General features: G+C 32.7%; 12 protein-coding genes (1 of these 12 only partly in view). 10 read left to right on the forward strand and 2 right to left on the reverse strand.

Annotated features, from left to right (window positions below; genetic code table 11):
* Positions 1–17 precede the first annotated feature (17 nt).
* Positions 18–704, forward strand: a complete 687-nt coding sequence (locus R8749_RS03920) for an O-methyltransferase (RefSeq protein ID WP_317698130.1) — start codon at positions 18–20, stop codon at positions 702–704.
* On the opposite strand, the gene R8749_RS03925 is transcribed toward R8749_RS03920, so the two are convergent.
* Together R8749_RS03925 and R8749_RS03930 are read right to left on the reverse strand one after the other, a co-directional pair.
* Positions 694–2,148 carry a L,D-transpeptidase family protein gene (locus tag R8749_RS03925; protein ID WP_317698131.1) on the reverse strand — a complete coding sequence of 485 codons (1,455 nt, stop codon included), beginning with the start codon at positions 2,146–2,148 and terminating at the stop codon, positions 694–696. The genes R8749_RS03920 and R8749_RS03925 overlap by 11 nt on opposite strands.
* 122 nt (positions 2,149–2,270) lie before the next feature.
* Complete coding sequence (locus R8749_RS03930; protein ID WP_317698132.1) at positions 2,271–3,227, reverse strand: L-lactate dehydrogenase; 957 nt, start codon at positions 3,225–3,227, stop codon at positions 2,271–2,273.
* A gap of 110 nt (positions 3,228–3,337) precedes the next feature.
* Between R8749_RS03930 and pth the strand changes: the two genes are divergently transcribed.
* The 9 genes from pth to lysS form a co-directional block, all read left to right on the forward strand.
* Positions 3,338–3,913, forward strand: a complete 576-nt coding sequence (pth, locus tag R8749_RS03935; RefSeq protein WP_317698133.1) for an aminoacyl-tRNA hydrolase — start codon at positions 3,338–3,340, stop codon at positions 3,911–3,913.
* Positions 3,900–7,364 (forward strand): transcription-repair coupling factor, encoded by a 3,465-nt coding sequence (mfd, locus tag R8749_RS03940; RefSeq protein ID WP_317698134.1) that lies wholly within the window; start codon positions 3,900–3,902, stop codon positions 7,362–7,364. Before pth ends, mfd begins: the two co-directional genes overlap by 14 nt.
* Positions 7,361–7,609 carry an RNA-binding S4 domain-containing protein gene (locus tag R8749_RS03945; RefSeq protein ID WP_317698135.1) on the forward strand — a complete coding sequence of 83 codons (249 nt, stop codon included), beginning with the start codon at positions 7,361–7,363 and terminating at the stop codon, positions 7,607–7,609. The genes mfd and R8749_RS03945 overlap by 4 nt, the downstream gene beginning before the upstream one ends.
* A gap of 21 nt (positions 7,610–7,630) precedes the next feature.
* Entirely contained in the window at positions 7,631–7,948 is a 318-nt protein-coding gene (locus R8749_RS03950; RefSeq protein ID WP_317698136.1) for an FtsB family cell division protein, read from the forward strand.
* A gap of 3 nt (positions 7,949–7,951) precedes the next feature.
* Positions 7,952–9,304 carry a tRNA lysidine(34) synthetase TilS gene (tilS, locus tag R8749_RS03955; protein WP_317698138.1) on the forward strand — a complete coding sequence of 451 codons (1,353 nt, stop codon included), beginning with the start codon at positions 7,952–7,954 and terminating at the stop codon, positions 9,302–9,304.
* A gap of 16 nt (positions 9,305–9,320) precedes the next feature.
* Complete coding sequence (gene hpt, locus R8749_RS03960; RefSeq protein ID WP_317698140.1) at positions 9,321–9,878, forward strand: hypoxanthine phosphoribosyltransferase; 558 nt, start codon at positions 9,321–9,323, stop codon at positions 9,876–9,878.
* 12 nt (positions 9,879–9,890) lie between these two features.
* Positions 9,891–11,954, forward strand: a complete 2,064-nt coding sequence (ftsH, locus tag R8749_RS03965; protein ID WP_317698141.1) for an ATP-dependent zinc metalloprotease FtsH — start codon at positions 9,891–9,893, stop codon at positions 11,952–11,954.
* 102 nt (positions 11,955–12,056) lie between these two features.
* Positions 12,057–12,998: a tRNA dihydrouridine synthase DusB gene (gene dusB, locus R8749_RS03970; protein WP_425613219.1), complete on the forward strand. Its 942-nt coding sequence runs from the start codon at positions 12,057–12,059 to the stop codon at positions 12,996–12,998.
* Positions 12,998–13,999, forward strand: partial view of a lysine--tRNA ligase gene (lysS, locus tag R8749_RS03975; RefSeq protein ID WP_317698144.1) — the 5' portion only. The gene runs 495 nt beyond the window's last position; 1,002 of the gene's 1,497 nt are visible here — the first part of the coding sequence; it begins with the start codon at positions 12,998–13,000; its stop codon lies off the right edge, out of view. Before dusB ends, lysS begins: the two co-directional genes overlap by 1 nt.

The following is a 13,999-nucleotide window of genomic DNA, read 5'->3' on the forward strand; positions in this document are numbered from 1 at the left end:
TTTCGAATGGATAAAAAATGGTAAACGAGATGATGAATCGACCGATCATTAGTGATCAGGTTTTGTCATATTTGAGAACAAATTTAATTGAAACAGATAATCAAAAATTAATAGATTTGAGAAAAGAAGCACAGATGAAAGGAATTCCAATTATTCCTTTAGAAACTGCTTCTTTTTTACGGTTTTTGATTGTTATAAAAAGGCCCAAAAAAATTCTTGAAGTAGGAACTGCGATTGGGTATTCTTCTTTATTGATGGAAATTGAAAATCCCGAAGATTCAGAAATAATAACTTTTGAACGGAACCCTGTTATGTATGAAAAAGCGGTCGAAAATATTAAAAATTTTAACTTATCTAACAAAATATCGATTGAATTTGGAGATGTTGCTAAACAATATGATTCTTTTAAAGAAAATGAATTCGATTTAATATTTTTAGATGGAGCAAAAGCTAAATATTTAGAACAATTTGTTCATTTGATAAAAAATTTAAAAAATGACGGGATAATTTTAATTGATGATATTTTTCAAGGCGGAGATATCTTAAAATCAATTGATGAAATTAAGCATCGTAATAAAGGGATTCATCGACATATAAACCAATTGTTAAGTGAAATTTTAGAGCAAAAAAAATACATCTCCTCAATTGTTCCTTTGGGAGATGGATTACTAATGGTTCAAAAAAATAAAAAATTTAATAAATAATAACTGGCGTTCCAATCGGGATCACATCAAAAAACTTAGCAATGACGTTAGGAGGATTATTAACACAACCATGGCTTCCGTTATTGACATACCAATCTCCACCATATCTTGGCTGCCAAGGTGAGTCGTGTAATCCAACTCCAGTATAGTCAATTGGCATCCAATAGGTGACAGGAGAATCGTATTTACTGCCATCGTCGTTTAGCCCTTTTAGGTGAGTGTTAGTTTGTTTTGTCCAAACTACGAAAGTTCCGGTCGGAGTATCGTTATTATTTTTGGGCTTTCCAGTTACGATATCACTTTGAATAAATAATTTACCATTAACATATACCCATTCATGTTGCTTTGCTTTACTGACTTCAACATAAGTCTTACCGAGATTGTCAACGTTAGATTCATATTGACCTTGACCAATCGTGGTTGCTTTAATTGTTCCAGATTTACTATTTAGTAAAGCGTCTTTAAATTGATTTACGTCATCATTGATCGAAATTTGTCGACCATAGGTCCCACCTTTAACAACAACTTTGCCGCTGTTAGTAGTTTGGAAATTTCTGGTAGCTCCGATTGTTGTGTAATTGCCGTTAATATTACTAATATAATCATAGATATTGTCGATATTTAAATCGACACTTTTTCCATCATAATTAATCCATTTAACAATTTCAGAATCTGGCACCTTTATTGATGCTGCATTAGCTACCTGATAAGTCAAATTTGTACTTTCAATTTTTTTAATTTGTTTGAAATTTTTCTGAAGAGTAGAATCATTTTCTCGAATAGACGGGCGTTCATAATCATTTTCACTAACTATAATTTTATTGTTAGCGTTATAAATGTTATTTCTAATTTGCTTTTGAAGCTTTTTAAAACTAATTGTATTCCCCTCTACCTGTTTAACGAGTTTGTATTTATCATTTTTTAAAACAAGTTTCGCATTTTGAGGTGCAGTCCTGTCCTTGTTTAGATTACTCTCAATCTCTTTTTCAATACTATTTAATTTTTTCTGATCAAATTGAACATTTAACTTAATATTGTTCTTATCGGAATCAGAGTTATCCGAAAAAGCAAACGTTTTTACTCCCCATGATGCAGGGTCTTGATTTTTTAGTAATTTCTTTAAAAGCGGTCGATAATTTTTATTTAGTTTAATATCTTTACTATTTATCGTATAAAGAGTCTTACCATCTTCAATAACTTCAAAATTCATTTTATCAAGTTTCAAGTGAAGCTTTTTTGCTGCTCGATCAATGTTTTGATCAGAAAGGTCAACTCCATATACTTGGGTATTAGGTAAAAATTTATTTTGATAATTAAGAGAATAGACGAAGTAAAAGGTTGTTACACAGATTATACCGATTAAAATAGATATTAAAAATGGACTGCGAATGATCTTTTTTTTATTTTTTTTAGTAGTCTTTTTACGAGAATAAGTTTGTTTCATTTAAAATTCACAATCGCTCCTATAATTTTACTTACTTTTTATTCTACCATGAAATTTGATACGTAAAATAGGAAAGAAAAAAAACGTTCAACAAGGAACGCCTTTTTAATAAAATTTTATGATTAGTCTTTAAAAGAATTTTTAATTACTTCTTTTAATTGATCAGCAGAATGTTTCATATTCTGCTTTTCATGATCATTTAATGGAATTTCAAGAATTGAACTAATTCCGTTACGACCAATAACTGCTGGTGATCCAATATATATATCATCTAAGTCATATTGGCCTTCCATATAAACAGACAATGGAAGAATTGCTTGTTCGTCGTTGAGGATTGCTCGTACAATTCTTGCAAGAGTTGTACCAATACCATAGAATGTTGCACCCTTTAACTTGATAATTTTGTAAGCTGCATCACGAACATCTTCAAAGATCGTAACAAGTTTACTTTCATCAATTTCTGGATGGTTTTTAACCCATTCAGAAATTCTAACACCACCAATATTTGCATGTGACCAAACTGGAAATTCAGTGTCTCCATGTTCACCCATAATGTAAGCATGTACTGAACGAGCATCAACATTAACTAAGTCAGCAACTTCTTGACGTAATCTTGCAGTATCAAGAGAAGTTCCAGATCCAATAACACGTTCTTTAGGAAATCCAGAAAGTTTATAAGTAGCATAAGTTAAAATATCAACAGGGTTAGCAGCTACGACAAAGATTCCTTTGAAACCTGATTCAACAATTGGATCAACGATTGATTTTAAAATTTTAAGATTTTTTGCAACAAGGTCAAGTCTTGTTTCACCTGGTTTTTGAGGTGCGCCAGCTGTAATTACAACGATATCAGCATCTGAACAGTCACTATATTCAGCTGAATAAATCTTTTTTGGTGATGTATAAGGTAAAGCGTTAGAAAGATCGATAGCATCACCTTGGGTTTTGTCTTTAAAAACATCGACAATTCCAAGTTCTCGTGCAATACCTTGCAATACGCATGCATAAGCGAAGCTAGAACCGACAGCGCCATCTCCTACTAAAATAACTTTTTGACGATCAATTTTTGTGTTTGCCAAAACAAAATATCTCCTTTGAATTTAGATTCGTATTTTAGTATAGCATAATTGGGCCTTAGGTAAATCTAAAACAATAAGATCAAATTTGATTGCTGGTTTATAATGAATAAATGACTAAATTAATTGTTGGGCTAGGAAATCCTGGCGAAAAATATATAAATACAAGGCATAATGTTGGATTCATGGCTTTAGAAGCTTTTTTAGAATCCAAAGGATTAAACTGGAAAAAAACTGAAAATGATCAGCGGTATTCATCTTTAAATGTTGAGGGACATCGATTTGTCGCACTAGAACCTTTGACTTATATGAATGAATCAGGTCGCTCCGTAAAATATATTAGCGATAAATTTGAAATTGAACCACAAGACATCATGGTTATTCATGATGACATGGATTTAAACACTGGAAAGATTAGAATAAAAATGGAACGGTCTGCTGGTGGTCATAATGGGGTTAAAGATATTATGAAATCTTTGAATAGTAAAGATTTTATTAATTTAAAGATTGGGACTGATCATCCAACAAATGAAAGTGTCATTAGCTGGGTTTTAGGTCGGTTCTCTAATGAAGAACAATTGAAAATTCAACCGGCAATTTTAACGGCATCCGATATTATTATTGATTTTATTAAGGATAAAAGTATTTCGGAATTGATGAATAAGTACAATAGAAATGAAAATTCATAACAATATTTTCAATTTTTTAAAAAAGCAAGGATTTTATCAACAAATAGATGAAAGTCTTGAAAGTTCAGGCCGTCATCTTTTCACAGGTATTCAAGGATCAGTTGCAAGTTTTATTTTTGCTCGCGATGCGGAAATTAATAATAATCAAACGATAATTTTGGTTCCTTCAATCGATGAAATCTTTTCTTTGTCTGATGAATTAAGTAATTTCATTTCTGAAGATGAAATCTATTCTTTTCCTTCAGAAGAGATATTATTTTCTCCCGACCTTACTGCTTCACCGGAAAATCAAAGGTCTCGAGCTTTGTTTTTGCATGCTTTAGTGACTGGAAAAAAAGGATTTTTCTTTTTAACTCCTCAAAGTTTAATGCGTACAATTTCTGATCCAAATACATTTAAAAGTGCCGGATTTGAAATAAATTTAAACAGTAAAATCTCATTAGAAGAATTTATTAATAGACTTGATAAAGCTGGATTAAAGAAAAATCCAAGAGTTGAAAAGTTGGGAGAGTATGCAGTCAGAGGAGATATTATTGACTTCTTTACTTTTGGCTCTTCTACTCCTATTCGACTTGAATTATTTGATAGCGATGTAGATTCAATTCGTTCTTTTGATCTTGATTCTCAGCGTTCACTGGATCAAGTAGAACGAGTTCAAATAATTCCTATTAGCGATCGAATTATTGATCAAAAAAAAGTTAAAGAATTTATTAGTTCAAAAAAGCCTACGAGGGTTCAATCATATTTAAAAGAATATATTGAAAATGAACATCAATTAGAGAATTTTCCATATATAGAAAAACTCATTGGAAATCACACAATTTCTGATTATCTTTCATTAACTTCGACCGTTTTCGTTTCAGAGTATGCTCATATCATTGATTCTTTGGGAGATATAAATGAACAGATAACTCAACTTAAAGATCGATTAAACAATGAAGGCCATTATTTTAAACGAGATTTTGTTGAAAAAAATTTTGTGGAATTTTTTAAACAAATTAAAAATCGTCAAATTTTTATCTCTAATATTAAAAGAGGGATTGGTAACCTTTCTTTTAAAACTGTTAATAATATTTTGGATCGAACAATTCCAAGCTTTGTCGATAATTTAGAATCTTTTGAGACTTTTTTGGAAGAAAATAAATCTCGTAAATCAACGGTAGTTTTATGCTTGCCTGAAAAAAGTCAACATGATTCGGCTAAAAAATTAATCGACGACCTAGATCTTAATTTATTTGAAGCCGATAAAGATTCGATTCAACCTCATAAAATAAACATGGTTAGTGATAATTTTTATCATGGATTTGATTTAGTTAATGAAAATATTATTTTAATCAGTCAAAATGAACTCTATTCTTCTAAGAAAAAACGTCGCCGACGCTTGAACTTTTTATCCAAAAATTCACGTAAAATTACTAATTTTTCTGAATTAAAAGTGGGAGATTATGTAGTTCATATAAATCATGGAATTGGGAGATTTATTGGAATCACTACCGAAACTCATGGAGGTGTGAGTAGAGATTACATTACAATCCAGTTTGCTGGAAGCGGGAAATTGTATGTTCCTGTCAATCAGATTCAATTTATTCAAAAATATCAGTCAGACAATGGTACGGCCCCTAAATTAAATAAATTAGGAAGTGCTGAATGGCGCAAAACTCAAAGTAATGTAGCAAAACGAATTGACGATATGGCTGATGAACTGATTGAAAGATACGCTGAACGTCAAACTAAAAAAGGGTTTGCTTTTTCGCCGCACAGTTCATATGAAACTGAATTTGCAGATGCTTTTTCCTATGTTGAAACTCCTGATCAAGATCGATCGATAAAAGAAGTTCTTGGTGATATGGAAAAAAGCGTTCCAATGGATCGGCTTTTAGTTGGAGATGTAGGTTTTGGAAAAACAGAAGTTGCAATGAGAGCAGCGTTTAAGGCGATCCTTGATCATAAACAAGTAGCAGTTTTGGCGCCGACCACGATTTTGGTTCAGCAGCACTATAATTCTTTTATTGATCGCTTTCGCAATTTTCCCGTGACAATTGAAATGATTTCACGTTTTCGGACAAATAAAGAAATTAAAGATGTCATTCAAAGAATAAAGAATGGCGATGTAGATATTGTGATTGGAACTCATCGTCTTTTATCAAAAGATGTCAAATTTAAAGATCTTGGTTTATTAGTAATTGATGAGGAACAGCGATTTGGAGTTCGACATAAGGAACGTTTAAAAGAATTAAAAAATAATGTTGATGTCTTAACTCTTACTGCAACTCCTATTCCTAGAACAATGCAGCTGGCCACGTTAGGGATTATGGATTTATCGTTAATTGAAACAGCTCCGCCAGATCGTTATCCAGTAATGACGTATGTTAGTGAGTTTAGTATTGATTTAATTCAGGATGCAATTGAACGTGAATTACGAAGAAATGGGCAAGTTTTTTATTTACATAATCGAGTTAGCGATATTGAACAAACTGTTGTCTTTTTAAAAGGCTTGTTTCCAAATGCAGAAATTGGGTATGCTGATGGCCAAATGAGTGAATCTCAGCTGGAAAATACAATGCTGGATTTTTTAGAAGGTCGGTTTGATATTTTGGTTACAACCACGATTGTTGAAATCGGAGTCGATATTCCAAATGTTAATACTTTAATTGTTGAAAATGCCGATCGATTTGGATTGTCTACTCTTTATCAGCTTCGAGGACGCATTGGCCGTTCAAACCGGATTGCCTATGCATATTTAACATATCAGGCAAACCGTTCAATTAATGAAACCTCTGAAAAAAGACTTAGTGCAATTAGAGATTTTACGGAATTAGGTTCAGGGTATAAATTGGCTTTAACTGACCTTTCAATCAGGGGTGCGGGGAATATTTTAGGAAAAGAACAACATGGTTTTATTAATGCAGTTGGTTTTGATTTATTTCTTCAAATGCTTTCAGATGCAATTCAAAGTAAAATGGGAAAAACTAGTAGATATCACACTAAATCAATAGTCGAACTTGAATGGTCAAATTATATTTCTGACGATTATATTCCTGATAGTAGTGAAAAAATTGAGATGTATCAAAAAATTCTTCATTCAAAGACAAGTGAAGAAGTTGATGATTTACTTGATGAAATGATCGATCGCTTTGGTGAACCCCCAATCAGTGTTTTAAATTTACTCAATACTGCTCGGATAAAAATTGAAGCAAACCAAGCTGGAATTTTAAAAATTACTTCAATAAATGATTCAATTAGAATCCAATTTAGTCCGGTAATGTCCAGTATCTTAAATCAATCGGTTTTAGAAAAAATACTTGTTGATGAAAAGTTTAAAATTAAATTGAGCTTAGCAGACAAAGGGTATAGTATAATTGTTATGAATCCAGGTAATAAAATTACTAGTGATGAATTTTTGCAATTTGTAATTAAAATTAAGAATCTGGTTGTGGAAAAAGAAAAATGAGAATTGATAAATTTTTAAAAGTTTCCCGTCTTATTAAACGCCGAACTGTAGCTAAAGAATTAGCTGACGCCGGGAGAATTGAAATAAATGGACGGGTTGCTAAATCAGGAAGTACTGTAAATGTTAATGATAAAATTACGATTCATTACGGAAGTCGAGTTATTAATGTGGCAGTTGTTAATTTAAATGAAAATGCAAAAAAAGATCAGAGTAAAGAAATGTATGAGCTTTTATCTGAAAGTTAACAGTCAAAAGAGGATTTTAAATTGAAGAAAAGTCATCAGCTTATAAAAATGAAGAAGAAAAGAATTCATCGTAATCGAATTATTGTCTTATTTTTAGTCTTATTTTTCATTGGGAGCCTTACTTTTATTCAGGTTAAGTTGAATAATGCGTCTTTCAGTGATTCTCAAAAAGTCTTACATGAAAAAAATGAAAAGCTCAAAAAAGTAAAAAGTAATAACAAACGATTGAAAATTTCAGTTAAAGAGTTAAAGGATAAAGATTATATTCAAAAGTGGATTCGGAGCAAATACTTTTATTCAAAAAATGGAGATACAATCTATAATTTTGGTTCAAACTAAGTCGTGAGTAATTTAAACAGCAGATTTAAGAAAATAATTAAGGATGATCGTATTTTATTAAAAGGCACAAAGTTTTTAGTCGCTGTTTCTGGCGGACTTGACTCAATGTGTCTTTTGTCGTTGATCGGAAAACTTGATTTAAATAGTAAAGATGTTTTTGTAGTATATGTTAATCACGGGCAACGAATAGAAGCCGTTAACGAGCAACATGCGGTTAGTAAATATGTTCGAAGGTTTAATTATAATTTTATTACAGAAACTCTTGATCTGGAAAAAAGGGTTAATGCGAGTGAAACATTTCTTAGGAATAAACGATATCAGGTAATTAGAGAAATTGCATTAAAATATGATATCGATATTGTGCTTACGGCGCATCATTTAAATGATCTGGGTGAAACTTTTTTAATGCAGACGATAAGAAGTGGATCAGCAGCAGGTGTAACTGGGATTGCTCGCCTTAGTGAGAGAGAAAATATTACATACTATCGCCCGCTTTTATCGATTTCAAAAAAAGATCTACTTGCATATGCAATAGATAATGAAGTTATTTTTTTTGAGGATGAAACAAATTTTAGCGATGAAACAATAAGAAATCGAATCAGGCACCATGTATTTAATGATCAATTTTTAAGTTATCAAGAATATAAACATTTTCTAAATTTTTTTAAAAGCTTTAATGAACTTAAAACCGATGCATATCGCTACTATGATAAATTAATAGAAACTAATAAAATTGAAATAAATAATTCAAACGAAGTTATCAGGCTTAAATTTTTTTCTGAAATGAAATACATTTCCCTTTCTAACTTTTTAAGTCATCTAATAGTTAAATCGGGCTTTCAACAAATAAGTGATAATTTTATTAACGAAAGCGTTATTCTAATAGAAAACCAAAAGAAACCACAAGGATCAATTAATATTAATAATTCATATATTTTATTTAAGGATTATCAGTTTTTTGGAATAAAATCAGCTATACTAGAAAAAAGAAAAGTGGCTCCCACTTTTAGATATAATCAGTGGTATCAATTTAAAAATGAAGAAGTAGGAGTTTTTTTCTTGGATAATGCTTTTGGACAAGACTTTAAAAAAAAATTTTTTATTTCTCTTTCAAGAGATTCACCTCCTTTAAAGTGGAGGTATCGTCAAACAGGAGATTATGTTTTGACGAATGGGAAAATCAAAAAAAAATTACGACGTTTTTTTATCGATAATAAGGTATCGCAAATCAAAAGAGATCATTTATTAGTTTTAGCTAGTGGTTCGAATATTTTGTATCTTGAAGATTTTGGGTATTCAGGTTTGTTTAATACTGATAAAACTGATAAAATTACGTCTGTTGTCTTGTTAAGATGATCAAAAGGAAGATTTAATGAATTCAGATATTGATAAGATTCTTTTTAATAAGGAAGAAATTTCTAAAAAAACTCAAAAGTTAGCTAATCAAATTGATTGTGACTATGGAGATGAGGAGATAGTTACAGTAGGAATTCTTAGAGGAGCTCTATTTTTTATGGCCGATCTGTTAAGAATTCTTAATGTTAAACTTTTAACAGATGTAATGGTCGTTTCTTCTTATGATGAATCTGATATAGTTTCTAGTGGAAAAGTAATTATTCAAAAAGATGTTTCAATTGATATAAGAAATCGAGATGTTTTAATAGTAGAAGATATTGTTGATACTGGCTTAACGTTGTATCATGTTAAACAGCATCTTTTAGATAACGGTGCAAAAAGTGTTAAGATTTGCACCCTGCTTGATAAACCGACAAACCGTAAAGTTGAAATAACGAGTGATTATAATGGTTTTATTATTCCAAATAATTTCGTTGTGGGTTACGGTTTGGGATATGCCAATCGTTATCGCAATTTGGATTATATCGGGATTTTAAAACCAGAAGTTTATCAAAGTAAAGAAAATGAATCTTAATTGGAGGATTGAATGAAGAAAAAAGGCAATGGATTATTTGGAAATAGCCTTTTCTATGTTGCCATTGTTATATTTGCTGTTGTAGCGTGGGCATTACTAACAAGTGGTGGCTCTGGTTCTCGCTCTGAAACAGTCAAGACAACGGAATTTATGAACTCACTTAATCAAGGAGATGTGAAATCATTCTCTATTCAGCCGTCAAACGGTGTTTTAAAAGTAACAGGTGAGTATAAACATGAAAAAACTTCTTCGGGGAATAGTCAGGCTAATTTTGGACTATCAAGCGGACGTTCTACCAAAGTAAAGTATTTTCAAACTAGTATTTTAGGCGATGATTCGACAGTATCTGCTGTTAATAAGGCAGCTAGTAAGACGTCAACTAAGTTCGAAACTCAGCAAGAGTCTCAATCAGGAGCTTGGTTACAGTATCTATTTCTCTTTGGACCAATTATTTTAATTTTAGTTTTCTTCTATTTAATGATGAATCAATCTGGTCAAGGTGGTGGTACTGGACGAGTTATGAGTTTTGGCCGTTCCAAGGCCAAAGCTTCTACAAAGAAGGATATTAAAGTTAGATTTTCTGATGTTGCTGGTGAAGAAGAAGAAAAACAAGAACTAGTTGAAGTTGTTGATTTTTTGAAGGATCCAAAAAAATATCAAAGTCTAGGGGCTCGAATCCCTTCAGGTGTATTACTTGAAGGGCCTCCAGGTACTGGTAAAACTTTATTGGCTAAAGCAGTTGCTGGTGAAGCTAACGTGCCATTTTTCTCGATCTCTGGTTCAGAGTTTGTAGAAATGTTTGTTGGGGTTGGTGCAAGTAGAGTTCGTGATTTATTTGAAAAAGCAAAATCTGCAGCTCCAGCAATAATTTTTATTGATGAAATAGACGCCGTTGGACGTCAACGTGGCGCAGGACTTGGTGGAGGTCATGACGAACGTGAACAGACATTAAATCAGTTATTGGTTGAAATGGACGGATTTGATGGGACTGAAGGAGTAATTGTTATTGCTGCAACAAATAGGTCTGATGTATTAGATCCAGCGTTATTACGTCCAGGTCGTTTTGATCGTAAAATTTTGGTTGGTCGACCTGACATCAAAGGTCGAGAAGCAATTTTGAAAGTTCACGCTCGAAATAAACCAATTGATAAAGCTGTTGATTTTAAAGAGATAGCTAAAGAAACTCCTGGTTTTGTCGGAGCTGACCTTGAAAATGTTCTTAACGAAGCGGCATTAATTGCAGCTCGGAGAAATAAAAAGATTATTGATGCGACTGATCTCGACGAAGCGGAAGATCGGGTTATTGCAGGTGTAGCAAAGAAGAATCGAGTTATTAGTCCTAGACAGAGAAGGATTATTGCTTTTCATGAGTCTGGACATGCTACTGTCGGTCTCGTTTTAAGTAACTCTCAAACTGTTAGAAAAGTTACAATTGTACCTCGTGGTCAAGCTGGTGGTTACGCCATTATGTTACCGAAAGATGATGATTCATTTATTCTTACTCGTGAGGAATTAAATGAACAGATAATTGGTCTTTTAGGTGGTCGTACATCTGAAGAGATTTTCTTCCACGAAGAATCAACTGGCGCATCTAATGACTTCGAACAAGCTACAAGCATTGCTCATGATATGATTACTAAATATGGAATGACGAGTGAAATTGGAACAGTGGCACTTGAGAAGCAGGGTCAGCCTTTTGTTGGAGCTGACTACGGTCAAGCACCAGTCTATTCTCAAGAAACTGCAGCTAAAATTGATAAAGAAATTAAGAGAATTATTAATGAAGCGCATGATGAAGCTCGAAATATTATTTCTGAACATAAAGAACAAGTTACAGTTATTGCAGAAGCACTACTTAAATACGAAACTTTAGACGAGAAAGAAATTCTTTCCTTGTATAACACTGGTAAATTACCGGAAGGTGACCAGCATTTACGAGAAGAAGAAGACCAAGCTAAATCATTTGAAGATATTAAAAAAGAAGTTAATTCTGAGGGTAACGATAGTCCCGCTCCAGAACCAACTGAACCTAATCCGGGAGATAATCCTGAAAACAGTGATTCAAATGATGATTAGATATTAAAAAAACCAAGATAAAGCTTGGCTTTTTTATTAAGGAGAAAAAAATTGTGGAAAATAGGTAATGTAGAAATTGAAAACCAATTGGTAGTGGCTCCAATGGCCGGCATTACAAATGCGAGTTTTCGTTTAATTTGTCGAGAATTTGGGGCTGGTCTGGTTGTTTGCGAAATGATCAGTGATCGGGGCATAATATATCGCAATGAAAAAACTTTAGGAATGCTTTTTATTGACCCTAAGGAGCATCCGGTTAGTATTCAAATCTTTGGTGGAACGAAAGATACTTTAGTTCAGGCAGCCCAGTTTGTGGATCAAAATACTGAGGCTGATATTATTGATATTAATATGGGGTGCCCTGTTAATAAAATTGTAAAAACAGAGGCAGGTGCAAAGTGGCTTTTAGATCCTGATAAGGTCTACGAAATGGCAAGAGTTGTGGTGAAATCTGTGTCGAAACCTGTTACAGTGAAAATGAGGACTGGTTGGGATAATGATCATATTTTGGCACAAGAAAATGCTCTGGCAGCTCAGGAAGCTGGTATTTCTGCAATTGCAATGCATGGAAGAACAAGGGCACAAATGTATCGTGGTCATTCAGATTGGGATATTTTGGGAAGAGTGGCAGAAAAATTAACAATTCCCTTTATGGGAAATGGCGATGTAAAGACTCCTCAAGATGCTAAAACATTAATTGATGATTATGGATGCACGGCTGTTATGATAGGTCGAGCAGTACTAGGAAACCCTTGGATTTTAAAAAGTACCGATCATTATTTAAAAACGGGAGAATTACTACCAGAGCCTTCAGTTCATGATAAAATTGAATTAGCAATTGCTCAATTAGATCGTTTATGTGATCTAAAAGGGGATGTTCTTGGCGTTCGTGAGTTTAGACAATTTGTTCCTTACTATTTAAAAGGAATTAAGAACGTCGTAAGAACAAAAATTGAAATTAATAAAGTTGATCAAAAAAAAGAGGTTGAAGATCTTTTGAGGTCAATTGAAGATCATGATTATGCAAGAGAAGGAGCACTAAATTAGTGGTTAAAAAAGAATTTGATGAATTAAACGATCAATTACAAGTTCGACGCGAAAAGATGCAAGAATTACGCGATGAGGGAGTTGATCCATTTGGATCTCGTTTCGAAAGAACAGATCGATCAAAAGATCTTCATGATAAGTATGAAAATATTACTAAAGAAGATCTTGAAAAATTAAATAAAAAAACTTCAATTGCTGGTCGAATAGTTGCTAAAAGAGGAAAAGGGAAAGTTGGATTTGCTGATTTAAAAGATCAGACAGGAAGGATCCAATTTTATATCCGTAAAGATGAAGTTGGGGAAGAACAATATCAGATTTTTAAACGCGCTGATTTAGGAGATTTTCTGGGCATTTACGGTGATGTAATGAAGACCGATATGGGAGAATTATCAGTTCGAGTAGAAAAATTAACCTTTCTATCAAAAGCTCTTCGACCACTTCCTGATAAGCATAGTGGTCTGACAAATGTTGAACAAAAATATCGTCAGCGCTATCTTGATATGATTGCTAATGAAGATAGTTTTAATAGGCTTTTAAAAAGAACAAAGGTTATTAAGGCTGTAAGAGAATTTTTAGATAATTTAGATTTTGTTGAAGTAGAAACTTCAATGCTTCATGATAGTGCTGGAGGGGCGGCAGCTAGGCCATTTATAACTCACCATAATGCCTTAGATACAGATTTTTATCTTCGAATTGCCTTAGAATTACAATTAAAAAAACTAATAATTGGCGGAATTGACCGTGTATACGAATTAGGTCGTGTTTTTCGTAACGAAGGAATTGATACGAAACACAATCCTGAGTTTACAATGTTAGAAACTTATGCAGCGTATTGGGATTTAAGTGACGTAATGGTCGAAACAGAAGATTTGGTTCGCTATGTTGCAAAAAAAGTTAATAAAACAACTACAATAACATTTCATGGTAATGATATTGACCTTGCGCCGAAGTTCAAAAAAACTACCATGGTTGAAGCAGTTAAAGAAGCAACTGGAGTTGAT

Origin of the sequence: Xylocopilactobacillus apis (assembly GCF_033095965.1) — a bacterium.
In the GTDB taxonomy this organism is placed as follows: domain Bacteria; phylum Bacillota; class Bacilli; order Lactobacillales; family Lactobacillaceae; genus Xylocopilactobacillus; species Xylocopilactobacillus apis.

What these genes read in the sequence shown, in the direction of transcription:
- mfd (WP_317698134.1), top strand. Translation starts at nt 3,900, where the DNA reads ATGAAAATTCATAACAATATTTTCAATTTTTTAAAAAAGCAAGGATTT.
- hpt (WP_317698140.1), top strand. Translation starts at nt 9,321, where the DNA reads ATGAATTCAGATATTGATAAGATTCTTTTTAATAAGGAAGAAATTTCT.
- R8749_RS03945 (WP_317698135.1), top strand. Translation starts at nt 7,361, where the DNA reads ATGAGAATTGATAAATTTTTAAAAGTTTCCCGTCTTATTAAACGCCGA.
- pth (WP_317698133.1), top strand. Translation starts at nt 3,338, where the DNA reads ATGACTAAATTAATTGTTGGGCTAGGAAATCCTGGCGAAAAATATATA.
- R8749_RS03925 (WP_317698131.1), bottom strand. Translation starts at nt 2,148, where the DNA reads ATGAAACAAACTTATTCTCGTAAAAAGACTACTAAAAAAAATAAAAAA.
- dusB (WP_425613219.1), top strand. Translation starts at nt 12,057, where the DNA reads ATGGCCGGCATTACAAATGCGAGTTTTCGTTTAATTTGTCGAGAATTT.
- R8749_RS03920 (WP_317698130.1), top strand. Translation starts at nt 18, where the DNA reads ATGGTAAACGAGATGATGAATCGACCGATCATTAGTGATCAGGTTTTG.
- ftsH (WP_317698141.1), top strand. Translation starts at nt 9,891, where the DNA reads ATGAAGAAAAAAGGCAATGGATTATTTGGAAATAGCCTTTTCTATGTT.